Source organism: Verrucomicrobiota bacterium (assembly GCA_021413925.1).
Taxonomy (GTDB): Bacteria; Verrucomicrobiota; Verrucomicrobiia; order Chthoniobacterales; family UBA6821; genus UBA6821.
Genome location: JAIOPL010000004.1, coordinates 145,930 through 169,010, shown reverse-complemented (window position 1 = coordinate 169,010; position 23,081 = coordinate 145,930). Strand labels below are relative to the sequence as shown.

At 55.0% G+C, this 23,081-nt stretch carries 26 protein-coding genes and 1 tRNA gene; 4 read left to right on the top strand and 23 right to left on the bottom strand.

Features of this window, described 5'->3' with window-relative positions; all coding sequences use genetic code 11:
- Positions 1-40 precede the first annotated feature (40 nt).
- Together ruvC and lipB are read left to right on the top strand one after the other, a co-directional pair.
- On the top strand, positions 41-571 hold the full coding sequence (ruvC, locus tag K8R57_03235; GenBank protein MCE9587310.1) for a crossover junction endodeoxyribonuclease RuvC: 531 nt from the start codon (positions 41-43) through the stop codon (positions 569-571).
- Between the two features lie 3 nt (positions 572-574).
- The gene (gene lipB / locus K8R57_03230; protein MCE9587309.1) at positions 575-1,324 is read left to right on the top strand and encodes a lipoyl(octanoyl) transferase LipB; all 750 of its coding nucleotides are present in this window, start codon (positions 575-577) and stop codon (positions 1,322-1,324) included.
- Positions 1,325-1,417: 93 nt separating this feature from the next.
- Here the strand turns inward: lipB and K8R57_03225 are convergent, their stop codons facing one another.
- From K8R57_03225 to K8R57_03115, 23 genes are all read right to left on the bottom strand, one after another.
- Positions 1,418-1,987 (bottom strand): aminodeoxychorismate/anthranilate synthase component II, encoded by a 570-nt coding sequence (locus tag K8R57_03225; GenBank protein ID MCE9587308.1) that lies wholly within the window; start codon positions 1,985-1,987, stop codon positions 1,418-1,420.
- A gap of 2 nt (positions 1,988-1,989) precedes the next feature.
- Positions 1,990-3,522: an anthranilate synthase component I gene (gene trpE, locus K8R57_03220; GenBank protein ID MCE9587307.1), complete on the bottom strand. Its 1,533-nt coding sequence runs from the start codon at positions 3,520-3,522 to the stop codon at positions 1,990-1,992.
- Between the two features lie 51 nt (positions 3,523-3,573).
- Complete coding sequence (gene smpB, locus K8R57_03215; GenBank protein MCE9587306.1) at positions 3,574-4,032, bottom strand: SsrA-binding protein SmpB; 459 nt, start codon at positions 4,030-4,032, stop codon at positions 3,574-3,576.
- Positions 4,033-4,108: 76 nt separating this feature from the next.
- Positions 4,109-4,330 carry a DNA-directed RNA polymerase subunit omega gene (locus tag K8R57_03210; protein MCE9587305.1) on the bottom strand — a complete coding sequence of 74 codons (222 nt, stop codon included), beginning with the start codon at positions 4,328-4,330 and terminating at the stop codon, positions 4,109-4,111.
- A 15-nt stretch (positions 4,331-4,345) separates the two neighbouring features.
- Positions 4,346-4,420, bottom strand: a tRNA-Asn gene (locus tag K8R57_03205).
- An 83-nt stretch (positions 4,421-4,503) separates the two neighbouring features.
- Entirely contained in the window at positions 4,504-5,577 is a 1,074-nt protein-coding gene (locus tag K8R57_03200; GenBank protein MCE9587304.1) for a hypothetical protein, read from the bottom strand.
- 16 nt (positions 5,578-5,593) lie between these two features.
- The gene (locus tag K8R57_03195; GenBank protein ID MCE9587303.1) at positions 5,594-6,061 is read right to left on the bottom strand and encodes a SufE family protein; all 468 of its coding nucleotides are present in this window, start codon (positions 6,059-6,061) and stop codon (positions 5,594-5,596) included.
- Between the two features lie 10 nt (positions 6,062-6,071).
- Positions 6,072-6,935 carry a sulfurtransferase gene (locus tag K8R57_03190; protein ID MCE9587302.1) on the bottom strand — a complete coding sequence of 288 codons (864 nt, stop codon included), beginning with the start codon at positions 6,933-6,935 and terminating at the stop codon, positions 6,072-6,074.
- A 123-nt stretch (positions 6,936-7,058) separates the two neighbouring features.
- Complete coding sequence (locus K8R57_03185; GenBank protein MCE9587301.1) at positions 7,059-7,262, bottom strand: hypothetical protein; 204 nt, start codon at positions 7,260-7,262, stop codon at positions 7,059-7,061.
- 60 nt (positions 7,263-7,322) lie between these two features.
- Entirely contained in the window at positions 7,323-7,586 is a 264-nt protein-coding gene (gene rpmB, locus K8R57_03180; protein ID MCE9587300.1) for a 50S ribosomal protein L28, read from the bottom strand.
- Positions 7,587-7,660: 74 nt separating this feature from the next.
- Positions 7,661-8,404: a ribonuclease PH gene (rph, locus tag K8R57_03175; protein ID MCE9587299.1), complete on the bottom strand. Its 744-nt coding sequence runs from the start codon at positions 8,402-8,404 to the stop codon at positions 7,661-7,663.
- A gap of 54 nt (positions 8,405-8,458) precedes the next feature.
- Positions 8,459-10,324: a tetratricopeptide repeat protein gene (locus tag K8R57_03170; GenBank protein MCE9587298.1), complete on the bottom strand. Its 1,866-nt coding sequence runs from the start codon at positions 10,322-10,324 to the stop codon at positions 8,459-8,461.
- A gap of 83 nt (positions 10,325-10,407) precedes the next feature.
- Complete coding sequence (locus K8R57_03165) at positions 10,408-11,646, bottom strand: amidohydrolase family protein (protein MCE9587297.1); 1,239 nt, start codon at positions 11,644-11,646, stop codon at positions 10,408-10,410.
- A 57-nt stretch (positions 11,647-11,703) separates the two neighbouring features.
- On the bottom strand, positions 11,704-12,342 hold the full coding sequence (locus K8R57_03160; protein MCE9587296.1) for a hypothetical protein: 639 nt from the start codon (positions 12,340-12,342) through the stop codon (positions 11,704-11,706).
- 40 nt (positions 12,343-12,382) lie between these two features.
- On the bottom strand, positions 12,383-12,793 hold the full coding sequence (gene atpC, locus K8R57_03155) for an ATP synthase F1 subunit epsilon (GenBank protein MCE9587295.1): 411 nt from the start codon (positions 12,791-12,793) through the stop codon (positions 12,383-12,385).
- Positions 12,794-14,272 carry a F0F1 ATP synthase subunit beta gene (gene atpD / locus K8R57_03150; GenBank protein MCE9587294.1) on the bottom strand — a complete coding sequence of 493 codons (1,479 nt, stop codon included), beginning with the start codon at positions 14,270-14,272 and terminating at the stop codon, positions 12,794-12,796.
- A gap of 72 nt (positions 14,273-14,344) precedes the next feature.
- Positions 14,345-15,229: an ATP synthase F1 subunit gamma gene (gene atpG, locus K8R57_03145; GenBank protein ID MCE9587293.1), complete on the bottom strand. Its 885-nt coding sequence runs from the start codon at positions 15,227-15,229 to the stop codon at positions 14,345-14,347.
- Between the two features lie 29 nt (positions 15,230-15,258).
- A complete protein-coding gene (gene atpA / locus K8R57_03140; protein ID MCE9587292.1) occupies positions 15,259-16,794 on the bottom strand; it encodes a F0F1 ATP synthase subunit alpha in 1,536 nt (511 codons plus the stop codon).
- Between the two features lie 62 nt (positions 16,795-16,856).
- A complete protein-coding gene (locus K8R57_03135) occupies positions 16,857-17,246 on the bottom strand; it encodes a F0F1 ATP synthase subunit delta (GenBank protein MCE9587291.1) in 390 nt (129 codons plus the stop codon).
- 47 nt (positions 17,247-17,293) lie between these two features.
- Positions 17,294-17,791 (bottom strand): F0F1 ATP synthase subunit B, encoded by a 498-nt coding sequence (gene atpF / locus K8R57_03130; GenBank protein MCE9587290.1) that lies wholly within the window; start codon positions 17,789-17,791, stop codon positions 17,294-17,296.
- Positions 17,792-17,877: 86 nt separating this feature from the next.
- Positions 17,878-18,120: an ATP synthase F0 subunit C gene (locus K8R57_03125; GenBank protein ID MCE9587289.1), complete on the bottom strand. Its 243-nt coding sequence runs from the start codon at positions 18,118-18,120 to the stop codon at positions 17,878-17,880.
- An 88-nt stretch (positions 18,121-18,208) separates the two neighbouring features.
- Positions 18,209-19,039, bottom strand: a complete 831-nt coding sequence (gene atpB / locus K8R57_03120; GenBank protein ID MCE9587288.1) for a F0F1 ATP synthase subunit A — start codon at positions 19,037-19,039, stop codon at positions 18,209-18,211.
- Between the two features lie 121 nt (positions 19,040-19,160).
- Positions 19,161-20,042, bottom strand: coding sequence for a hypothetical protein (locus tag K8R57_03115; GenBank protein MCE9587287.1), 882 nt, complete (start codon positions 20,040-20,042; stop codon positions 19,161-19,163).
- 424 nt (positions 20,043-20,466) lie between these two features.
- Here K8R57_03115 and serA point away from each other — a divergent pair, with 424 nt between their 5' ends.
- Both serA and glk read left to right on the top strand, forming a co-directional pair.
- Positions 20,467-22,062 carry a phosphoglycerate dehydrogenase gene (serA, locus tag K8R57_03110; protein MCE9587286.1) on the top strand — a complete coding sequence of 532 codons (1,596 nt, stop codon included), beginning with the start codon at positions 20,467-20,469 and terminating at the stop codon, positions 22,060-22,062.
- A 31-nt stretch (positions 22,063-22,093) separates the two neighbouring features.
- Positions 22,094-23,080 carry a glucokinase gene (gene glk, locus K8R57_03105; GenBank protein ID MCE9587285.1) on the top strand — a complete coding sequence of 329 codons (987 nt, stop codon included), beginning with the start codon at positions 22,094-22,096 and terminating at the stop codon, positions 23,078-23,080.
- The last annotated feature ends 1 nt before the right edge of the window (position 23,081 follow it).

The following is a 23,081-nucleotide window of genomic DNA, read 5'->3' as shown; positions in this document are numbered from 1 at the left end:
AGCGGACATTTTAGGCTGAGTTCATCGCAGATCACAAACCATGCGCATTTTAGCAGTCGATCCATCCCTTCGCGGCACCGGATTTGCGATTTTAGAAGAGATCGGAACCCGGATCCGTTGTCTCGAATACTCTGTGATCAAGAATCACCCCTCCCTTTCACAGGAAGGATGCCTCGTCGCCATCTACGAGGCCCTGAGCGTGGCGATCGAGAAACACCAACCGACGGCGCTGGCGATCGAGAAAGTCATCTTCGTCCAGAGTTACGCCACGGCGATCATTCTGGGTGCAGCACGTGGAGTTGCTGTTCTAGCTGCTGCCCAACGGGGACTCTCGGTCCATGAATACCCTCCCAAGCGCGTGAAACAGGCAGTGGTGGGTAAGGGAGCCGCCGCTAAAGAGCAGGTCGCCTTCATGATCCGGGCACTTCTTGGCCTAACGGAAACGCCTCCCAGTGATGCCGCTGATGCCATCGCGATTGGTCTGACCCATCTCCGGACAGCTGCTTCACCTGTATCGAAGGCCAATCTGGCTGCTCTAGCAGGACTGACCACATCACCTAAGCGAAAATAGGAAATGGGCATGAGGATCGAACCGAGCTGGCTTGGAAGGCTCTCCTATGAGGAGGGACTCTCTCTTCAGGAATCCTTGGTTCAGGAAAAGATAGAGGGAAGTGTCACGGACCATCTGCTTTTACTGGAACATGAGCCCGTCTACACCATGGGGCGCACACGTGATGAATCTAGCCTCAGAGAGGAAATCACTCTCCCCTACCCGATCCATCGTACAAACCGGGGTGGCCAGGCCACCTATCACGGTCCAGGCCAGTTGGTAGGCTATCCCGTGCTTGATCTGGGTCTCTTTGATCGGGATCTGCATGCCTACCTGAGATTTCTCGAAGAGGTTCTCATCACTCTCCTCTCGCGCCACGGCATAACTGCTGGACGACTTGAAGGAAAAACCGGGGTCTGGGTGAGTGATCGCAAGATCGCATCGCTTGGAGTGGGTGTTCGGCGATGGGTCTCGATGCATGGATTTGCGATCAATATCTGCGGCGATCTGAGCGCCTTCAGTCATATCACCCCGTGCGGTCTTCCCGGGGTCATGATGACATCCCTAGAAGCGGAGGGAGCAATCGGCGTGACAGTAGAATCCTGCGCCACGGAAGTAGCTGAAATCTTTAACGAACTACTCCAGAAAGATTCTCCCGCAGAGGCGCAGAGGCGCGGAGGCGGAGAGAAGCAATGGGGGAACCAAGAGGCACGCAAGCCTAGTGTGATGGGCGCTTCTGAATTAAGCCCACCACGCTTGATTGGGAATATCTGATGATAAGAAAGGCCTGAAGAGACTTCTTACAGCCTATGCTCCATTCTCCCTCAGCGCCTCTGCGCCTCTGCGGGAGATCCATCTCCAGATTCCTCAGATCTTCAGTCTAAGGAAATTGGCCAGGAGCTCCTTGCCGTGGGTTGTTAGGATTGACTCGGGATGGAACTGGACCCCCCAGAGCGGTAGTTCCTTGTGGCGAAGACCCATGATTTCTCCTTCCGCGGTCTCTGCCGTGATCTCGAGACAGTCTGGAAAGCTCTCCCTGCGTATGAGCAGGCTGTGATAACGGGTTGCCTCGAAGGGATTTGGCAGTCCGGCAAATAAATCCTTCGAGTTGTGAAGAATCGGGGAGGTCTTGCCGTGCATCAGGCGTTCTGCTCTCACCACTTCACCTCCATAGACATCACCCATGCACTGGTGCCCTAGGCAGACTCCGAGAATAGGATACCGTCCCGCTAGAGTCCTTATCACCTCGGAACTGATACCGGCTTCCTTCGGGGTGCAGGGACCGGGAGAGATGCAGATCCGGTCAGGTGAGAGTGTTTCAATTTCCGAAATCGTGATCTGGTCGTTGCGGCGAACCACGGGATCCGCACCGAGTTCCCCGAAGTACTGGACAAGGTTGTAGGTGAAGGAATCGTAGTTATCGATGACAAGGATCATGACTATGAGGGGTTGGAAAGAGTCGATGTTGCCAGATCGACAGCCCGGATGACTCCCATCGCCTTATTGACGGTTTCATCGAACTCGGCCGCAGCCTTCGAATCTGCCACAATACCGGCGCCGGCCTGGACATAGGCAATGCCTTCTTTCAGCAGAACAGTCCTCAGGGCGATGCAGGAATCAAGCTCCCCATTGAATCCGAGGTATCCCACCGCCCCGGCATAACTGCCGCGCGCAGTCGGCTCCATCGTCGCAATGATCTGCATGGCGCGCACCTTCGGAGATCCGCTGACTGTACCGGCAGGAAAAGTAGCCCGCAGAACATCCAATGGGGAATGGTTTCCGGAGAGCTTGCCGACCACATTGGAGACGATATGCATCACATGACTATAACGCTCGACTGTCATGAAGTCGGTGAGAGACACGCTGCCAAATTCTGAGATGCGCCCGACATCGTTCCGGGCAAGATCGACAAGCATGAGATGCTCGGCCCGCTCCTTGGGGTCTTCAAGTAGCTCGAGGCAGAGAGCTTCGTCAGCTTCCGGCGTGGCACCGCGCTTGCGTGTCCCAGCGATGGGTCGGATCTGAACATTTCCGTCCGTAACCTTGACATGAATTTCCGGGGAACTTCCCACGAGCGAAAATCCACCAGGCAGACGCATGCAAAACATGTAGGGCGAGGGATTGATGAATCGGAGAGCCCTGTAGAGATGAAGAGGCTCTCCCTCGTAAGGGATCGCGAAGCGCTGAGAGAGGACAATCTGAAAGATATCCCCTGCGCGGATGAACTCCTTGGCGTCCTCGACCGACTTTTCAAAAGCCTCCCTGCTCATATTGCTGGAAACGGGCAGGCATTCCGCATCTCCCGCGGCGGGAAAGGGCGACATCGCAAGCGGCAGGGCAAGTTTTGCAAGGAGTGTGGAGATTCGTTGCATGGCTTCGCGGCGAGATTCCTCGACTCCGAGTTCGCCTGGAAAGGCACACGCCACCACCTTGATCCTCCTTGCTTTGTGGTCAAAGGCCACCACGGTGTCGGCAATCATGAAAAGCATCTCGGGAACCGCTAGATCATCTTGTGAAGCAGCAGGAACGGAGGGCTCGAATCTTCGTACGGCCTCGTATCCGAGATAGCCGACCGCTCCGCCGGTGAATCCCGGCAGCTGCGGATGAACCGCACACTTGTATGCCGACATCAGCGTCTCGAGTTCCTTAAGAGGATCTGGAGCCTTCCAGGACCGCGTACCGTTGCGATCGGTCAGCGTTATTGTCTCTCCATGGGAGGAGATCACCGCACGGGCACCGGAACCGACAAAGGAATAGCGTCCCACCAAATCGCTCTTCTCGGCAGATTCCAGAAGAAAGGACGATTCCTCGGAGCCAAGTTTCGAGAGAACGGAAAGAGGGGTTTCACTATCGGCAATCAGTTCGATCCACACAGGCACAACCGAATGAGTCACAGCCTCTGCGGCAAACTCCTCAGCGGAAGGAAACACCCCCCTCAAGTCTGGAAAATCATTCTTCCGGTCTGTCTTCATTTGAAAAAAAGGGTGCTGTTGACGGAGTGGGCGTGCAATGAGGAAATGCTACTATTTACCCCGCTTGAAGTGCGCGACCTCACGGTCTGTCTCCCGCTGCTCGGCTTTCTTTTTGAGATCCTGGCGCTGATCAGCGGCATGCTTTCCCTTAGCCAGACCGATTTCGACCTTCACGCGCCCTTTCTTCCAGTAGAGGCGCAGCACGGGCAGGGCCAGTCCCTTGCGGGTAGTCTGCTCAAGCATCCTGAGAATCTCGACCTTGTTTAGCAAAAGCTGCCTGGGGCGTTTGGGATCATGGGTTGAGTGGCTGGCCTTCTCGTAGACTTGGATCGTGGCCTCATAGAGAAACACCCCACCCTTCTCAACTTTTGCATAGCATCCCAGAAGATCAGCCTTGCCTGCTCGCAGCGACTTGACTTCGGTTCCGACAAGAGAAATGCCGGCTTCAAACTTCTCAAGGATCTGGTAATCCCTGAGGGCTTTGCGGTTGGTGACGATGTCAGAACCCATGCTTGGAGTGAGCAAACATCCGTTTCAAAGCCCGTCATGTGGCATTCGATAACACCGAATGCCAGCGCGTGTTGCTTTAGGCCGCCTGTAAGGTTTCCGAATCCGAAGTAAGCTCTGTGGAGAGCTTACCTGCTGCAATTTCAGCTAGGGCAATGTCTGCAAGTCCCATCTGAAGGTCCACTTCGATCATGGGGCGGCTTCCGGCGGAGAGCTCGCGCAGACGCTTGCTCACCATGTTGACGAGCTGCTGCTTGTTTGTAATGACCTTGGAGGCCTCTTCGATGTAGTGGGTGTTCATGGAAAGTGTGAAAATTGGCTCCAGCGGTAGGACTCGAACCTACGACCAATCGGTTAACAGCCGACCGCTCTACCACTGAGCTACGCTGGATCAATGGAACAAAAAATCAAACACCGACACCTCCCCTGCTGCAATCAAAAAACATCTCGTAGAGAGTAAAAAACGGAGCCCCCTCAGGGAGCTGACAGTATATTTTCAAGGCATTCCATGATCTCGGAAGACGTATGGGCCTCGTGCCATTGCTTATCGCTTGGTGATTCCTTGGGAAGGATCCAGTGCTGACGATTGCTCCTGGTCCAAGGTGCGAACATCCCCTGATGGAGACCCGAGAACAGAATTAAGGTTCGGCAATCCAGGGCCGTCGCGCCATGGGCTGCGGCGGTATCGACGGTGAATACACAATCAGCACCAGCAAGGAGATTGATGAATCCCTGCAGATCCTCGGGAATCAGGACAGTAATCTTGATCCTCGTCTCAGGAAGGGCCTTTCGGATCATTATTCCAAAGGCTTCCAAGGATTGCCGTTGATCCGGGGAGCCTGTCAGCACAAGGTCCCGAAGCCTTCCCCCCCGTCCTTGAGCATCCAGAAGGACAAAGAGCTCGATCCAGCGATGCTCTGGAAAGTTTTTCCAGATGTCACTGGAGTATGGAGCACAGACAAAGTAGCGGGAGTCGATCGGGGAAGAATTCACCGCTTTCAGTTCGGGCCAGATCTCACTTGGATCAACGTTTCGGCTAAGGGCCGCCGAGACAAGCAAACGATGTGCTTCTAACTCACTCGGAATCCCGGGTCTTGCCTCGGGATAATACGCGATCTCCGTGGAAAAAATGGCATTCATTGATTGCTCCGTCCAGCGCCGGACCCGACGCCCATTTCCTAAAAGAAGATTCGAGGCCATGAACCTCCTTCCAGACCGCACGCTGTAGAAAAGAAAGCTCTGCAGATAGTCCCGCATATGACGCAGGGAGATCGCTGTATCCACTCGTGTCCCTAGGAGTTTGATCCACGAGGGAAAACAGCGAAGGCAATTGGCAACAAAGACATTCAGAATGACCCGTTGCTTCCGGATGGGAAGAATCACGATCTCTGCCTTGGGAAATTGACCTCTCACAACCGACTCTAGGAGTGGGAGTACTGCTATGGTCAGATTCTCCTCACCAAACTCCCGCGCCATGAGACGCACTACTCCCGAGGCCAGAAAGAAATCTCCGATCCCGTCAGGCTTGAGGATAAAACAGCGAGGCACCTTCAGTGAAAGGCGATTAACCGTTGGTGTCTTGAGTCGCGTTGCGTTGGCGCTGCAACCAGACCTTGGAGACGCTTTTAATGCGAGTGAGCAGATAATAAACGGTCTGACTTCTAAGACGGACAAGCTCAGCGCCGACGATCTTCGGAACAAAATCCGCAGGAATTTCCAGGATGTCCGCTGGGGAAACTCCCTCAAGCCCCTTGCAGAGGATTGAACTCATGGCCCGTGTCAGCGTCTGGACCTGGGGACCAAGAGATATTCTGAAGTGGGCTCCTCCCTGATCGTCGAGACGGAGATAGATCGCCACGGTGTCGGTGCACTCCTCGTCCTTGCGCACATCCTCAAGATCAAACGTCTCCCCATCTCTCGGTTCCTGGGACCTTGCCTGATCGGCATAGGCGATCAAGGTCTCGCGTTTCTCCGCGTCGGGAAGACCAGAAAAAAGCTCGATGATCGCGGATAGCTTCGAGGGATAAGACATCGCAAGGATCCTAGAGGGACTTTTCGATTGGCGCGCCGACACGATTCCCCCACTCCGTCCAGGAGCCGTCGTAGTTCCGCACCTTATCAAATCCCAAGAGATAGTTCAGCACGAACCACGTGTGACTGGATCGTTCGCCAATCCTGCAATACGCGATGATCTGGTCATCGGGCTTGAGACCAAGATCGGTCTGGTAGATCTTGCGGAGTTCCTCGGCACTCTTGAAAGTCGCGTCGTTATTCACGGCTTGCTTCCAGGGGATACCATAGGCTCCAGGAATATGACCACCTCGTAGCACTCCCTCCTGGGGATATTCCGGCATGTGGGTCACCAGTCCCTTGAATTCTCCCGGGGAGCGGACATCGATCAGAGGAAGGTTGCCACGGCTCTGGGCAAGGGCGTCGTCATAAAAAGCGCGAATTTCGGCATCACGTCGCTTCGAGGGCGCTGGATAGTCCGTCTTCTCATAATGGGGAACTTCACGGGTCAGCGGTCTGCCCTCTTCGATCCACTTGTCGCGTCCTCCGTCCATGATCTTGACCTTCTCATGACCGAAGAGGCGGAAGACCCAGAGGGCATAGCAGGACCACCAGTTGGATTTATCACCGTAGAAGATGCAGGTTGTTTCCGGGGTGATCCCATTCCTCGAGCAGAGAGCCGCAAAGGCCTCGGGCTGGATATAATCACGAATCGTGTGATCCTGCAGATCGCGCTGCCAATCGATATGCACGGCTCCCGGAACATGCCCCATATCATAAAGAAGGATATCCTCGTTGCTCTCGATGATTCGGATGCCGGGATCCTTCAGATGGTCGGCCATCCATGACGTTGTGACTAGTGCATCGGGATGCGCGTAATTGCTATCTATACTCATCTTATCTTTTTAAACGCTTACGGCAATGGGGTCAAACCCCCTCCTCGATTGGCAAGAAACAAAAAAACGGGCGCCGAATTTCTTCGGCGCCCGTATCCTCGGGGAGGAAACTTTTGGAAACGCTTATTTCTTCTTCTTTAGGAGAGGAAGACCGGTGCGCTCGTTCTCGGAGATTTCATAACCTGCGGGAAGTGCATCGATAGCACCTTCCTTGGCCTCACCACCGAAGTAGTAAAGGGTCACTTTCTGACCGCCACGAAGCTCCTGGAGGCGTTGATGAAGGAAATAGGTTTTGCCGCTTTTCTTGCTGACTGCGCTGAATGACATGGTATTGGATCCTTTCTTTGGTTGGGGGTTGTTTGATGGTGATTGGTTAAATAATCTTGCTTAGATAAGCCCAGCTTTCGAAAGAGTGGCGTGAGCACCGTTCTTCGAAATGGTTTTCAGGGCACGGGCCGTGACCTTGACCGTCACAAATTTTTTGAGTTCGGGAACCCAGATCCGCTTGTTGCGAAGGTTCGGGGTAAAATAACGGGCCGTCACTGCAGTGACGTGCATGCCGATACCCCCTTTTTTCTTGGCGAGACCTCTGCGGTGAATTTTAGAACCGCGCACGGGACGCGAACCGGTAATGGAGCACTTTCTAGACATAATGAAATTAGTTGAGTCGTTTATATGGTCAGTTGTCACCCTCGGGGTCAAGGATTTTTGAGGCGATTTTCGCTTTAGGAAAGCGTTGCCGCGAGAATTTCTTCCTGCCTGGCGACCAACTCGGAGATCCCGCGGCGTCCATAATCCAGCATCGTGGCTAACTGGGCATCCCCAAAGACATTCTCCTCACCGGATGCCTGCAACTCAATGAACTCCAGATCTCCTGTCATCACGAGGTTGAGATCGACTTCGGCATCCCTATCCTCGGGATAATCCAGATCGAGGAGAACCTCGGAATTGACGACGCCAACACTCACGGCCGCGATCTGTCGCGACACGGGACTCTTGGCAAGTTTCCCCTCCTTCACCAGTTTGTTGCAGGCAAGAGCAATGGCGACGCTGGCACCGGTGATGGATGCCGTACGTGTCCCTCCATCGGCCTGAAGGACATCGCAATCAACCCAGAGAGTTCGGGAGCCCAGACCCTCAAGGTCGATTCCAGCGCGAAGGGATCTGCCAATGAGTCTCTGAATCTCCGTTGACCTTCCGTCGATCTTACCGCGGGAGCTATCGCGCTGCTTTCTCGGTGCGGTAGAATAAGGAAGCATTGAGTACTCAGCGGTCAGCCAACCCCCTGTGACACCCTGCTCTTTCATCCAGCGAGGCACTCCCTCCTCAATGCTGGCGGCGCACAGAACCTGAGTGCGCCCGAAGGAAATCAGCACAGAGCCGGAAGCTTGGGGCGCGATGCCGGTCTGAAAGGTGACTTCCCTGAGTTTGTCGGAAGCCCTGTTGTTGGAGCGTGAGCGTGCAGTCATGGAGGCGGAGAGTTAACTCTGCAGGCTCGGAGATCAAGAAGATCCTGTTCCGAATTACTTGAGGGTAGGATTATCTCGGATTGGCTGATGAGCACCAAGTGCAGGAAGCACCCTTGTCTGAATCATCTTTGCCATCGAGGGATCACCGGAATGCTCATAGGCGGATGCCGCCATTGTGGCAACCCGAGCGGCTTCATCAAAAGTGCCGCATTCGGCTAAGGCCGCGGCATACGTGAGAAGAAAGAGTGGAACCTGCGCGTTCGTCGCTTCCACGATCTGTTTGGAAAGGGCCGCAGCTTCCTGCCCATTGCGGACCGTGCCGTCGGGGTGCGTTGCAAGCAACCATGCCAACGAGCGCTGGTCCTGCAGGTCACCCGGGTCGATCTGCATCGCAAGTCGGTAAACTTGAGCTGCCTTTGCCGCTTCGCCATTCATCAGCAGGGCTGCCGCAAGATTCCGTGCGGCCCCAGTTGTCGCCCTCACCTGGAGGGACTGCTGGAACTCCTGGATAGCTTCCTGACGGCGTCCCATCTTCAAGAGGGTGAGGGCCATGTCGTTGTAGGCCTCGGCATTCGAGGGGCGCAGATGGATCGCCTCCACAAACTCCTTCAAAGCATCGGGAAGTTTCCCCTGGGCATCCAGCGTGCAGGCATAGTTATGTCGGGACTTCCAGCTGGTGGGATTGCGGGCCAACGTCGCAGGAAAGAAAAACTCGCCGGCTTCCCATTGCGGCATCTGAAGCAGCGACAAGATTGTCCAAAAGGGAAGAAAAACAGCTGCCAGAAGAATGGCAATCCGGGGACGTGCATCGCTGATCAGCATGGCAAAGGCCAGTGCCGGCCCCAGCATGCCGAGATAGAGATATCGGTCGCTAACCGTTGATACTACCTGGAAGTTGAAAGGGATAAGACCCAGCGTTGGAAGAACTCCGATGACCATCAGCGTGGCCGGAAGCAGGTAAGGACGGAGTTTTTTGAAGAATGCCAGCAGGAGCGCAAGGAGCGTTGGAATCAGCCAGCTCCAGTAGAGAACGCCTGCCTGCATCAGGGAGTTAGGGGAACGCCCATAATCAGCACACAGCCCCCAGGGGTCCGCAGGCCAGAGAAGTTTCCAGATGTAAAAGGAGACCGCGTCACCAGCCACCAGAGGCCTCGCCCAGAGAGGCACCAGTGAACGAGCAAGTTCCGCAGCCGGCTGTGCCTTGGACGTCATCATCACCTCCAGAAGAGCTACAATGAACCAGGGAATCAGCCAGAGAAGGGGCTTGAGCGAACGTCCCCTGAGCCGTAGAAGCCAGAATCCGCAGAGAAGTGCCAGAGCTGGCGTAACGACGCTCCCCGGCTTGGAACCGAAGGCCAAGAGCAGTAGAAGGGTGGCCGCAGCGTATCGGAAGACCTGACGGGCATACCTTCCGGAGTGATCAAGCCATGAAAGGAAAAGAGCCAGGGCAGCAAGAGAAAATGCACCACCCAGAAGGTCTCGCAATCCCGAGACCCAAGCGACCGCCTCGACCTGGATCGGATGAAGACCGAAGGCAAGGGCTCCAGCAGCAGAAGCCAGAACGATACGTGGTGAAGTAATCGAATCAGTAGAACAGCGCGCACCCAGCATTCTACGAACAATGAGAAAAACCATGCCGGTTGAGAGGAGGTGAATGCTAAGATTCGTTCCATGGAAAAGTGCGGCATTGATCGGCCCAAAACTGATGCATGTACCTGCCGCGATACGTGAGAGGGCGACAAGTCCCGCCCAAATGGAATAGGTGACGGGAATGTAGAGTTGCTGGAAGGGAGCCTTCCAAAAAGTGGCAATGCTTCCCCACGCAAGCGGAGCATAGAGGGGATTCCGATGGATATTGGTGTCGTCGTCCCAGAACGGCAGGAAATGGAAGCTCAGGACCTGAGCGTAGGTGGCAGCCACCGTAAGGAGCACAAGTCCGAGGAGAAGGCTTGAAAACCAAGGCCTTGAAGATATCCGAACAAGAAACGACCGTAGAATACTCATCATTGACCCGAGATCCATACAGTCGGAGGAGTCCGGTTGGCGAGCACCCGTTCCTCAACTCCTTTTAACCCGGCATTCGGTGCCGGATCGGGAATAGCAATGAAATCCGCAAGAGCTCCCGGTGAAAGCTCCCCCAGCATTCCGGCGCGTCCGATCGCGGCAGCGGGGGCTGTCGTCACCATGCGAATAATTTCGCTCGGATCCAGCATGGGGAAAGATTCGGACAGAGTCCTCATTTCGGCAAACATATTGAGATCCTGATTGCTTGCCAGACTGTCAGTTCCCAAGAGGAGAGGAATCCCGCTTTCTCGGAAGAAATTCAGATCAAAGGGGGGGCGTTCGAAAAACGCATGGGTCCTAGGGCAATGCACCACGGGATAACGTCCGGCCGTACGTTTCAACAAATCCCGGTCTTTACTATCGAGCTGATTCATGTGAACGAGTATCGATCCCTCGGGAACAAGCTCCCTCCCCAGCACTGCTTGAATAGGGGTCATTCCCACACAATCCTCCATCGGACGACCAATGGAGCGTAAAAATTCGTAGAGAAGCCCGTCACCCGTCGTAAACATACTCATTTCCTCCTCGGACTCGGCCAGATGCGTGCAGAGTGGAAGCTGATATTTGAGAGCATAGGTCGAGGAGAGTTCGTAAAGCTCGCGGGAGACGGTATAGGGAGCGTGGGGCGAGATCCCGAATCCTCCTAACCCCTCACCCGCTTTCTCGAGAAAATAGATTGCCCCTGCCAAGGCCTCTGCTGATTGGAGGCGACTCCTCACATCCATCACTTCGAGGAACCACCAAACCCTGATCGGGGATTCGGGAAGAAAGGGCACCAACTCTGGAAGGGACTCTATATTCAGGACCGTAGTACAGCCCCACTGATGAAGTTCCTTCAATCCAGCTGCTATTGCATCCAGATAATCCCTCTGGTCCAGAGAGCGACGCATGGCATTAAGACGCTGGATCCACTCGGCAAACGAGCCTCCTCCAAAGAGGGCGCTCCGCATCATCGTGTAGTCGAGATGGCAATGGGCGTTGATCAGCCCGGGCATTAGGATTACCTCCCCGAGATCTTCCTGCGAGGCGCCGGGATACTCCTGAACCAGATCCTTCCAGGTACCCACGCCAAGGATCTTATCACCCCTCACAGCAAGCCCTCCATCCGAGATATCAGGCGAACTTACCGGAAGCACGCTTGTTGCCCTGTAGAGCCTTATTGCTTCTGAGGCAGGCATGGCGTGTTAGAGACTAATCCTTTCGTTCTTGGTTTCTTTGTCCTTAAACCTCTCTCCTCAGTCCTTCTTGGGAAGGTTACCCTTGGCAATCGGACGTGCGGCCGCGACCACCAGATTACAGAGTTCGCGGCAGATCAGCGGAATTCGGTCAGTGGGAAGCATGTCAAGGGAGAGCTTCTCGGCAGGAAAACCTGAGAGCGGTTCACTGGGAGCCAGATCCCACAGAATGGTACGTAGGCATCCTCCGTCGGAGGTGCAGCACTTCGCCACAAGCTCCTGGGCTTGATCGGGCTTCAATAATTGCGTGATCCGGTACATTCCCGTCTGGCGGTCCAAGGTCTGACGAAGGCTCGTAGGCTGAAGGGACCCGTTGAGGAAAGAAAGCCAGAGCCCAAGAGCTGCAGGATAAAAATATTCGATCGCACGTTCCATCTCCTCGAGTGAGCCAAGCTTGAGTAGCCAGCCACGCCTCAGGTTCGGTGCCGTTTTCAGGGGGCGGAACTCTTCTTGGTCATTATAACGCGCAATAAGCCTCGCATCAGTGGCTGCGTTAAAGAAATCAAGGTCTTCACGATCAGCGTCCTCGACGTGACGCAATGTAAAGTCGGAGCGCAGAAGAATCTGGCCGATCAGAAAGCGGCCCGATTCCAGACACTGGGCCAGCAACTCACAGCAGGTTGAGGGGGCAACTGGCATCTGCCCTTAACAAGAAATAAGGGTAAGGGATAAGGATCCCTTACCGATGAGAACGACGTTTGACGTGAAGTTGCGCGAAGGACCTAAGCAGGGAGGCCTGCACTGTGGCAAGTTCCTCACCGGAGAGAACCTTGTCGCGCATTTCCTGTTCGGCACGGGCTACCGCTTCTTCGGCGGCCTTCTCGTCGATCTCCGCCTCGACGATCGCCATATCTGTTAGAATGGAGACACGATCCGGTAGGACCTCCAGGAAGCCACCGCCCACGGCGAAGGAGAGTTCGCCATCTTCTGTGGTTACAATGACCTCCCCAGGAATAATTTCCGTCATGAGAGGCATATGGTCCGGCAGGATGCCGAGACCGCCTTCCACCCCGGGAGCAATCACCATCTGCGCACTTCCCGTGAAAACGCGAGCCTCCGGAGTGACGATCTCGAGTTGGAGTGAGCTCATTTAGGAATTCTTGGACGCTGCAATAACCTGGTCGATTCCGCCCTTCATGTAGAAATCACCCTCGGGAATCTCATCCATTTTTCCTTCAAGGATCTCCTTGAATCCACGGATCGTGTCGGCGATCGCCACGTACTGTCCTTTGGAACCAGTGAAGATTTCAGCAACGTGGAAAGGCTGGCTGAGGAAGCGCTGGATCTTTCGCGCGCGATAGACGGTCAGCTTATCCTCGGGGGAAAGCTCGTCCATGCCGAGAATGGCGATGATGTCTTGGAGATCCTTGTAGCGCTGGAGCACCTTCTGGACGCCGCGGGCAACACCATAATGCTCCTCACCGACGATCTCTGGGGCAAGAGCCTTGGAGGTCGAAGCGAGAGGATCAACGGCAGGATAGATGCCAAGTTCTGCGATGGAACGCTCGAGAACGATCGTCGAATCCAGGTGGGCAAATGTATTGGCGGGGGCGGGATCGGTCAGATCGTCCGCAGGGACATAGACGGCCTGGAAGGAGGTAATAGACCCATCCTTGGTCGAGGTGATGCGCTCCTGGAGAATGCCCATTTCTGAGGCCAGCGTCGGCTGATAACCGACAGCACTTGGCGTGCGGCCAAGCAGCGCGGAGACCTCGGATCCGGCTTGCGAAAAGCGGAAAACATTATCAACGAAGAGCAACACGTCCTGGTGTTTCTCATCACGGAAGTATTCGGCCATGGCCAGGGCCGTGAGGGCGACCCGAAGACGCGCTCCGGGGGGCTCGCTCATCTGTCCGTAGACAAGGCCCACTTTGGAACCCTCTTCCAGGAAGATGAAGTTGCCATCGGCATCCTTGACCGGGTGACCCTTTTCATCTTTCTGGACCGCAATAACTCCGGACTCGATCATTTCACCGTAGAGATCGTTTCCCTCACGGGTACGCTCACCGACACCAGCGAAGATGGAATAACCACCGTGGCCCTTGGCGATGTTGTTGATGAGCTCCATGATGACGACAGTCTTTCCAACACCGGCGCCGCCGAAGGCACCGACCTTGCCGCCCTTGGTGAAGGGACAGATCAGATCAATGACCTTGATGCCAGTTTCCAAAACCTGTGCCTTGGTATCCTGATCGACAAGAGGAGGAGCACTGCGGTGGATGGGAAGATACTTGTCCGCCTTGACGGGGCCTCGCTCGTCACAGGGCTCTCCAAGGACATTGAAGATGCGGCCGAGAACGCCTTCACCGACAGGGACCGAAATTGGCTTACCCAGGGATCGGACAGGCATTCCGCGCTTGAGTCCCTCGGTCGAAGACATGGCGATGGCGCGCACCCAGTTCTCTCCAAGGTGCTGCTGGACCTCCAGGGTCACTTTGGCCGGATTGCCGTCGACCGTGTAGTCGACCTCAATGGCGTCATAAATCTTGGGCAGTTTGCCCTCCTTGGTGTTGAACTCGGCATCGATGACCGGGCCGATGATTTGAACGATGGTGCCTGTGTTGCTCATGAGCTTTTTTGTTGGGGTTATTGAATTTGGAAAGGTTTGTTTCGGACTCTCGAGGGCTTAAGTTTTTAGCTTTTACGCAAGAGCCATCTGGGCGGTTGTGATTTCGAGAAGTTCGGTGGTGATGCTGGCCTGACGGGCCTTGTTGTACTCAAGAGTGAGATCCTTCACGAGGCTCTTCGCATTGTCGGTCGCGCTCTTCATCGCAACCATGCGGGCGCTCTGTTCCGAAGCTCGGGCATCGAGGATCATCTGGAACACCTCGAAGTGAAAGTAATAGGGAAGAACGGAATTGAGGACTTCATCCGCATTCGGTTCGAACAGAAACTGGGCTCCCGTTGTTGCCGTTGCCTCTATAGCCACCTGTTCACTAACCGATTGGGATACTCCTGCGGCTTTGTCATCCGTGATGGGAAGTAGAGTAACCAGGAGCGGCTTCTGAACCAGCGTGTTAACGAACTTCGGATAGAGCACCTCCACGCGGTCGACTTCACCGGAGAGGAACTTCTCCAAGCAGAATTTAGAAATCGCTTTTGTCTGAAGGAAGGTTGGATTGTCGGGCAGTGCAAAATCAGCGATCATGTTGCGCCCTGTTCTTGCCAGAAAAGAGGCTCCCTTCTTTCCGGAGGCAACGAAGAGAGTCTTCTCCTGGTCGAGTAGCATCGCCTCTCGAAGCACGTTGGTATTAAGAGCGCCGCAGAGCCCTTTGTCAGAGGTGACAAGCAGGACCAGCGTCTTCTTCACCGGCCGGACCTCCAGCAGTGGATGGAAGTCCGCGCTCACCATGTCCCGCAGGGAAACAAGGACCCTGTTGAGAACCAGGGAGTAGGGATGTCCAGCCATGGCAGCCTGCTGAGCCTTGCGCATCTTGGATGCGGCGACCATCTGCATTGCCTTCGTAATCTGGGCAGTGTTCTTGACCGACTTAATGCGTCGGCGGATGTCGCGGGTATTAGCCATAAGCTACCAGTATGCGTTATATGGTTATTTTAGCGGAAAATGACTTTGAACTCTTCCAATGCCGCAGTCAGTTCTTTCTCGATCTCGGCATCAACGGCACCTTTCTTGAGGATAAGTGCGAGGAGGGACTCCTTGCGGGAGTTTAGGAACTGGGAAAGCTGATCCTGGAAGTCCTTGACCCGATCGACCGCGACTGCATCAAAGTACCCCTTCTGCATGGTCCAGAGGATGGCAACCTGAAGCTCCACGGCAAGCGGGTGATACTGGTGCTGTTTGAAGAGTTCCACGATGCGCCCTCCGCGATCGAGTTGAGATTTGGTGCGGGCATCCAGATCACTCCCGAACTGGGAAAAGGCGGCTAGCTCGCGGAACTGGGCAAGATCGCCCTTCAGCTTACCGGCAACCTGCTTCATCGCCTTGATCTGCGCTGCGGAACCGACGCGAGAGACTGAAAGACCGACCGAAATTGCTGGTCGGATACCCTGGTAGAAGAGATCGGTCTCCAAGTAGATCTGGCCATCCGTAATCGAAATGACGTTTGTCGGAATGTAGGCCGACACGTCACCAGCCTGGGTCTCGATGATTGGAAGGGCCGTGAGGGATCCGTTTCCGGCCTTCTCACTAAGACGGGCGGAACGCTCGAGCAAACGGCTGTGAAGGTAGAAGACATCACCGGGATAGGCCTCACGTCCCGAAGGACGCTTGAGAAGCAGAGAAATCTGACGATAAGCCACGGCATGCTTCGAGAGATCGTCAAAAACAATCAGGGCATCCATGCCATTATCCATGAACCACTCTCCCATCGCCGCGCCGGCAAAGGGGGCAAGGTACTGGTTTGAAGCACTGTCCGATGCGGGAGCAGAGACGATGATCGTGTACTGGAGGGCATTGTGGGAGGAGAGCGTGTCGACGACACGGGCGATGTTCGCATTCTTCTGACCAACGCCAACATAGATACTGTAGATAGGACGGAAGGAAGGATCTCCGGAGGCCTCACCCGAGCGGTTGATGTTTGCCTGGTTGATGATCGTGTCTATGGCGATCGTCGTCTTGCCAGTAGCTCGATCACCGATGATAAGCTCACGCTGACCGCGACCGATAGGAATCATCGCGTCGATGGACATGATGCCGGTGCAGAGAGGCTGACTGACGCTCTGACGCTTAATGATGCCGGGAGCTGTCTTCTCGACGGGGTAGAAGGTCTTCGACTGGATGGGTCCCTTCCCATCAATCGGCTGTCCGAGTGAGTCAACAACGCGACCGAGAAGTTCCTTGCCGACCGGTACCTCAAGCAGGCGCCCGGTGGTCTTCACCTCGTCCCCCTCGGAGATCGATGTGTAATCTCCGAGAATAATGGCTCCAACCTCGGTCTCCTCGAGGTTCAGCGCGATGCCGTAGATCCCACCAGGGAACTCGAGCATCTCGTTGAGCATGACGCCGCCGAGTCCCTCGATGCGGGCGACACCGTCTCCGATCTCGCGGACGGTTCCGACATTGGATTTGGCAGCGGTTGCGTTGGAAAGACCGCTGATCTTTGCTTCAAGTTCTTGCAGGAGGTTGCTCATGGTTTGTGGGTGTTGAAAGGTGAGTTTTAGGAAGAGGAAGGGTTAACAGGCAATGGTGATAATTAGGAATTCAGGGCTAAGAGACGGGACAGCACCGAGGCATCCCAGACTTCACTTCCGAGACGGATGCGAGCGCCGCCGATAAGTACTGGATCGACTTTCACTTCGACCGTGACGGCTCCCCCATCCCGTTCTTGCAGGGACTTGAGAATCGAGTCGCGGGTTCCTTCGTCGAGAAGGGCGGCGCTTTCGATCACGGCGTGATGCTTGGCTGTCTCGAGTCGGATCAGGCGCGCAAACTCCCTGAGGATCTGAACGGAGTGACGCGGGGCGGCATTCACAACGAGGTCAGCGATGGAGAGTGCCTTGGCACTGTCAGGGCGTCCAGAGTCATCGAGTGAGGACTCGAAGAGTTCCCTGGACTTAATTTTGGCATCCTTGGGGATCTGCATCGTGGTTGGTACGTTGGGAGTTTCCTGGAAAGCGGATCAAGATTGCCCTAGGAAGCGAGTTCCTTGGAGGCTTCCTCACTGAGGCGCTTCTGATCTTCGGGTGAGAGAACCTTGCCTGCGACCTGGGCCGTGGTCTTGACGACAAGAGAAACCATCTCTCGCTTTACTTCGTCGACCATGCGGTTGCGCTCGGAAGTAATTTCGTGGCGAGCCCGTTCCACAATAGCGGCTGACTCCTTGACAGCTTTTTCCATCTCCCGTTGGGAAAATGCCTCATTGCTCTTGCGTAACTCCTCAATCATCACCTGAGCATCATCATTGGCTTTCCGGAGAATCTCCTGATAACGGAGTTCCGCTTCGGCAAGCTGCTTCTTGATCTTCTCAGCATTGAGCTGTCCTTCCTCAATGCGCTTGCGACGTTCTTCCAGAACCTTCAGCAACGGAGCGAAGGCAAAGCGGTTCAGGACAAAGTAAACGATGAGGAAAAGAACCAACTGGGCAATAAAGTGCGGCCAATCAACTCCGAATTGTTTTAAAATTTCCATCTTCCGTTAGATTCTCCCGATAATGTTTTTTGGTTTATTAAAAAGGTTGAGCGGCGCCTCGTTGACGGGGCGCCGCCCAAGAAGGATTACTTGCCCTGGAATGCGAAGATCAGACCGAAAATCGCGATGGCCTCGGCCAGAGCGATGGTCAGAATGCCGATCATGAGCACCTTGGGAAGAGTGGCGGGATTACGGCCGATCGCCTCGACCATGCGAGCTCCGATCAGACCGATACCGATGGCGGACCCTGCTCCGGCAACGCCGAGGGTGAAACTACCAGTGATCGTGTTGGCCGAAGTCAGGGCTTCGGCAAGAATGTTGATGAGCATGTGATGTGTTGGTTTGTTGTTGTTTTGTTTCCGGCAGTCGTCCACGTCTCGCATGGTCCCGGCTGCCAAAAGTCTTTAAAAGATAAGCTTAGTGTTCCTCGTGCGCTGTCGAGAGTTGGAGGTACACAAGAATCAGGAGAGTGAAGACCATTGCCTGGAGGAATCCGATAAGCAATTCCAGGAAGTAGAAGGGAATGGGGACAATGCAACTCAGGACCGAGGAGAGCCAAGGGGGGAAATGAAAAATTTGTCCTATATTGATCATCGTCGCGAGCATGTTCTCACCGGCAAAGATATTTCCATAGAGTCGGAGCGAGAGAGAGACGGGGCGAACTAGGATGGAAACAACCTCCAGCACGCCCACAAAGAGGAAGAGGGGCACCAGGAGAAAGAGAATTGGTCCGGACATGCCACCTTTCACGCCGAAGAGTTCTTTGATGAAGGCAACCGGTCCGGTGACCTGCATCGTCCAGTAAAACCAGAGAACCATCGACACCGTAGCCATGGCAATGGTCATGTTCATGTCTGCGGTCCCCGGGCGAAGGAGAGGAATGAATTTGTCCCCCTCATGCCAACCGATCGAACCCACGCCTGGCAGCAAGCCGAACCAGTTCGAGATCAGGATAAAAATGAAAAGTGTTCCAAGAAGGCCAAAAGACTTCCGTGTCATCTTGTCGCCAAGAATCCCCTCCACGGCGCCGTAAAAACCCTCGACGACCGCCTCGAGAAAATTCTGACCAGCCCCCGGGATGACTTCGATCTTGCGGGTGCAGGAGCGGACGATCCACATGATGGCCCCGAGTACGATCGCCGTGACGAGGATCGAATTGGTGAACCAGGCCAGGAAGGAATGAGTCAGGAACTCAGGCGTCTCCGCGGAAAGTTCCGCGCTGGCTATCGGGAGTAGTGAAAAAACCATGTGTCGAAGTTCGGGAAAGTCAGAAAAATGAGTCTCGGATAACAATCAAGCGAGACGCGTCTGGCAAGTGCTTTTTGGGAGCTTGTGAAATTTTTCACAAGCAAATCAGAAAATCCTAGGGTTATGGAGACCTGGATTTCAGGAACTTTTCAAATTTCGGGTCGGTCCTGTACTCATCGAAAGCAATATCCTTCATGAGTTCCTTGAAAATTCGGGGTGTATAATACTCCCTTGCTCGTTCCAGGAAAAAAACGGCATCCGATCCCGATTTATTCTGCAGGGCACTGAGGGCAGCTCCCATCGCCTGTTCTCCGGACATTGAGGTGATTAGCGCAAGCGAAGGAGCCTCTTTTGAAGGTTGATTCTGGAGTTTCGTCAGAATCTCCTTCGCGGAGAGAAGAGAAATATTGTCGTCAAGATCAGCACGGATCACCGCCTTGTGCAGGAGGTCAGCGGCGGTTCGATAGCTTCCCCTATGTCGATGAATCTCAGCCCACTTGCGGTAGATGGAGGCAGTCGTCGGATGAGTCGATGCATAGCGACGCAGCTCCGATTCGGCCGTCACGAGAGGATCCGTCATTTGTCCTCCATTAGGTCCCCCTTGATCCTTGTTTTTATCGGATTCTTCGAGAGTAATGAGAGCCATCAGGACACGTGCCTCAGCATCCATTTCGTTCTTGGAAATAGCATGCCCCAAGGATTCTTTTGCGAGAGTCACTTCACCGGCTTGGAGCGCGGAATTGCCTACCAGAAAATCGATGCCGGGCAGTGTTGCCTGAGACTCCTGGACTTTTTGAAAATCCAGGAAAGCTTTGCGGAAATCTCCGCTACTGAGTTCAGCAAAACCGGAATCCACCAGGGAATCTGATTCTGCCGAAGGGACAACCTCTTCATATTTCGGTGCCGATACATCGGCCCTGCCCGAAGTTACTGATTTCGAGCCGAACCAATAACCGCCGAAGGCTGCCAATCCCACAATTAGGATAAAGCTGCTAATCACCATGAAGCGCTCGGCATCCAATCGCTTCGAAGACCTTCCCCTACCCCTAGACCGACCCCTGTCACGGGAACCAGCCCTCGCAAACAGACCTTTTGGGGAATTGCGATCTGAGCGTCGACGGCGCCTAAGCTGAGGTTCCACCTGGGATAACTCCGAAGCGGTTTCCTCATCATGTGTTCCATCCGGTCGCAACTCATCACTGGCTTCTTTCGACGATTCAGGATTGTTCATGGGCAATGAGAAAGAAGGAGTTTGGCTTTGTGAAAGCGATCTTGAAATTTAAAGACAAAAGCCACAGCGAGAGCGATTTTTTTGTTTCCGGTTTGCGGATAATGACAAGTCCTAGTAATGAATAATTGCTTCTGAACCGCTTGTCCAAATAGACGCCGGAAGGATCAAACCAACAACACTTCATCACCATCTCATCATGAGCAGCATCCCAAAAGTTTTCGTCGCAGACCCGGTTTCCCAACGTGGAGTGGAAGCCCTTGCCGAGGGAGGTGTTATCGAGGTTGTGGTGAAGACAGGCCTCAAGGAGGAGGAACTGATAGCGATCATTCCCGAATTCCACGGCTTGGTGGTCCGTAGCCAGACCAAGGTCACGCCGGCCGTTTTCGCGGCTGCCAAAAACCTCAAGGTTGTCGGACGCGCCGGTGTCGGCATCGACAACGTGGACGTGGAAGCCGCTACCAAGCACGGCGTCATTGTCATGAATGCCCCAGGTGGCAACACGATCTCCACGGCCGAGCACGCCTTCTCACTCATGCTGGCGACCGCTCGCTTTATTCCCCAAGCCGATGCCAGCATGAAGGCCGGTAAGTGGGACCGCAAAAAGTTCGAGGGTGTCGAGCTTCACGGCAAGACCCTCGCCATCCTCGGCATGGGCCGCATCGGCACCGAGGTAGCCCGCCGGGCGATCGCCTTCGGCATGAAAGTGCTTGCCTACGATCCTTACATCTCAGCCAGCAAGGCAAAGTCCCTGCAGGTCGAAGTGGTCGACAAAGTGGATGACATCCTGCCTCAAGCAGACTTCATAACCGTCCACATGCCTCTGACCGAAGAGACTAAGCACATGATCGGTCGCAAACAGCTTCCCCTGCTCAAGAAAGGCGTCCGCATTGTCAATTGCGCCCGCGGAGGACTGATCGATGAGGATGTCCTCGCCGAGGGACTCAAGAGCGGCCAGATCGGCGGTGCGGCCCTGGATGTCTTCGAGGTTGAGCCCGTTCCCGCTGAATGGCCTCACCGCGATGTTCCGAATCTCGTTCTCACCCCTCACCTCGGTGCCTCCACGGCAGAGGCTCAGGAACTCGTCGGCATCGAGATTGCCGAAGCTGTACGCGCTACCCTGCTCCAGGGTGAGATCCGCAACTCCGTCAACATGCCGAATATCGACGCCAAGACCATTTCCATTCTCGGCCCCTGGATCGAACTGGGAGGTAAACTCGGGCTCTTCCTGGCGCAGATCGCACCCAAGCGCGCCGAGAAGCTTTCCATCCGCTTCAGCGGTCGCTTCGTCGAGCAAGATCTCACGGCCGTCACCCGTGAACTCATCACCGGATTCCTTCGTTATACCCATGGCAACGATGTCAATCCCGTCAATGCCCCCGCCATCCTCGCTAACCTGGGACTTGAAGTCATCGAAACACGCCAGAGCGAAGCGGGAGAATTCACCGATCTCATCGAGGCCTCCATCACCCAGGATGGCGTCACGGCATCCGTTGGCGGCACGCTTTACGGCTCCAAGCCGCGCATCGTCACGATCAACGGACGCTTTGTCGAGGGAGTGCCCTCAGGCATCATCCTCCTTCTCGAGAACCGGGATCGTCCGGGCATCGTCGGCCATCTTGGAACCCTCCTCGGCCAGAACAGCGTCAATATTGCCAGTATGTCGCTGAGCCGAAATGAAGTCGGCGGACAGGCTCTAACCCTACTCAACCTAGACTCCGCACCGGATGAGGCTCTGCTTGCCAAGGTGACATCTGACGCTGATATCTCGACCGCCAAGGTCATCCGTCTCTAGACCTCTGCAGTATATGTCAGATTCTCCCGCCCTGATTCTCGCAGGAGATCTGGGCGGGACCAATTTCCGCGTGGCCGTCTTCCGCAACGACGCGGAGATGACCCGTCTGCATTTCGCGAAATTCCATAGCGCGGACCACTCCTCTCTCGAGGAAATGGTCGGCCTTTTTCTCAAGGATCTCAACCTAGAATCCCCACTCAGGACAGCTTGCTTTGGCGTACCGGGACCCAACATCGCGGGCGACGTCACGCCAATTAACCTTGGCTGGAAAATCGAGATCAATGCCCTTCCGAAGCTCCTCGGCGTCCCACGCGTCGAGGTGCTTAACGACCTCGAATCGACGGCCTATGGACTTGCGGCACTGCGTCAAACCGACCTTGCGCCACTCCAGGCGGGTTCCGGTTCTCAGGCCGGGAACCAGTGCGTCATAGCTCCCGGAACGGGACTGGGTGAGGCAGGCCTATTCTGGGACGGCACACGCCATACACCCTGGGCCAGCGAAGGGGGGCATGCGGACTTTGCCCCCACGGACGAACTCCAACAAGATCTGCTCAACTTCCTTCGGCGCGAATACGGCAGCGTCAGCTTCGAGCGCGTGGTTTCGGGTATGGGAATCACCAACATTTACCGCTTTCTCCGCGACACTGGGCGTGGAGTCGAAAATCCTGAAATCGCCCTCGAGATGATGGAGCAGGATGGCCCGGCAGTCATCGACAGGCATTCAGCGGACGGATCGTGCCCACTCTGTATCTCAACAATGGATCTCTTTGTCCGGACACTCGGCGCAGAAGCTTCCAATCTGGCACTCAAGACCATGGCCACGGGCGGAGTCTTCCTCGGAGGGGGGATTCCACCGAAGATCCTACGACTTCTCCGCCGTCCGCTCTTCCTGGAAAGCTTTCTAAATAAAGGACGGCTCAGGGCACTCCTAGAGACGATGCCTATCAATGTCGTCCTGAATGACGAGGCCGCGCTTCTTGGCTCTGCAAGGAATGCCTTGCGCATGCTGGAGCGGTAGA

Bases quoted from the DNA above. Each gene is read 5' to 3' on its own strand.
- ruvC (MCE9587310.1), top strand. From the start codon at position 41: ATGCGCATTTTAGCAGTCGATCCATCCCTTCGCGGCACCGGATTTGCG.
- lipB (MCE9587309.1), top strand. From the start codon at position 575: ATGGGCATGAGGATCGAACCGAGCTGGCTTGGAAGGCTCTCCTATGAG.
- K8R57_03225 (MCE9587308.1), bottom strand. From the start codon at position 1,987: ATGATCCTTGTCATCGATAACTACGATTCCTTCACCTACAACCTTGTC.
- trpE (MCE9587307.1), bottom strand. From the start codon at position 3,522: ATGAAGACAGACCGGAAGAATGATTTTCCAGACTTGAGGGGGGTGTTT.
- smpB (MCE9587306.1), bottom strand. From the start codon at position 4,032: ATGGGTTCTGACATCGTCACCAACCGCAAAGCCCTCAGGGATTACCAG.
- K8R57_03210 (MCE9587305.1), bottom strand. From the start codon at position 4,330: ATGAACACCCACTACATCGAAGAGGCCTCCAAGGTCATTACAAACAAG.
- K8R57_03195 (MCE9587303.1), bottom strand. From the start codon at position 6,061: ATGTCTTATCCCTCGAAGCTATCCGCGATCATCGAGCTTTTTTCTGGT.
- K8R57_03190 (MCE9587302.1), bottom strand. From the start codon at position 6,935: ATGAGTATAGATAGCAATTACGCGCATCCCGATGCACTAGTCACAACG.
- K8R57_03185 (MCE9587301.1), bottom strand. From the start codon at position 7,262: ATGTCATTCAGCGCAGTCAGCAAGAAAAGCGGCAAAACCTATTTCCTT.
- rpmB (MCE9587300.1), bottom strand. From the start codon at position 7,586: ATGTCTAGAAAGTGCTCCATTACCGGTTCGCGTCCCGTGCGCGGTTCT.
- rph (MCE9587299.1), bottom strand. From the start codon at position 8,404: ATGACTGCACGCTCACGCTCCAACAACAGGGCTTCCGACAAACTCAGG.
- K8R57_03165 (MCE9587297.1), bottom strand. From the start codon at position 11,646: ATGCCTGCCTCAGAAGCAATAAGGCTCTACAGGGCAACAAGCGTGCTT.
- K8R57_03160 (MCE9587296.1), bottom strand. From the start codon at position 12,342: ATGCCAGTTGCCCCCTCAACCTGCTGTGAGTTGCTGGCCCAGTGTCTG.
- atpC (MCE9587295.1), bottom strand. From the start codon at position 12,793: ATGAGCTCACTCCAACTCGAGATCGTCACTCCGGAGGCTCGCGTTTTC.
- atpD (MCE9587294.1), bottom strand. From the start codon at position 14,272: ATGAGCAACACAGGCACCATCGTTCAAATCATCGGCCCGGTCATCGAT.
- atpG (MCE9587293.1), bottom strand. From the start codon at position 15,229: ATGGCTAATACCCGCGACATCCGCCGACGCATTAAGTCGGTCAAGAAC.
- atpA (MCE9587292.1), bottom strand. From the start codon at position 16,794: ATGAGCAACCTCCTGCAAGAACTTGAAGCAAAGATCAGCGGTCTTTCC.
- K8R57_03135 (MCE9587291.1), bottom strand. From the start codon at position 17,246: ATGCAGATCCCCAAGGATGCCAAAATTAAGTCCAGGGAACTCTTCGAG.
- atpF (MCE9587290.1), bottom strand. From the start codon at position 17,791: ATGGAAATTTTAAAACAATTCGGAGTTGATTGGCCGCACTTTATTGCC.
- K8R57_03125 (MCE9587289.1), bottom strand. From the start codon at position 18,120: ATGCTCATCAACATTCTTGCCGAAGCCCTGACTTCGGCCAACACGATC.
- atpB (MCE9587288.1), bottom strand. From the start codon at position 19,039: ATGGTTTTTTCACTACTCCCGATAGCCAGCGCGGAACTTTCCGCGGAG.
- K8R57_03115 (MCE9587287.1), bottom strand. From the start codon at position 20,042: ATGGTGATTAGCAGCTTTATCCTAATTGTGGGATTGGCAGCCTTCGGC.
- serA (MCE9587286.1), top strand. From the start codon at position 20,467: ATGAGCAGCATCCCAAAAGTTTTCGTCGCAGACCCGGTTTCCCAACGT.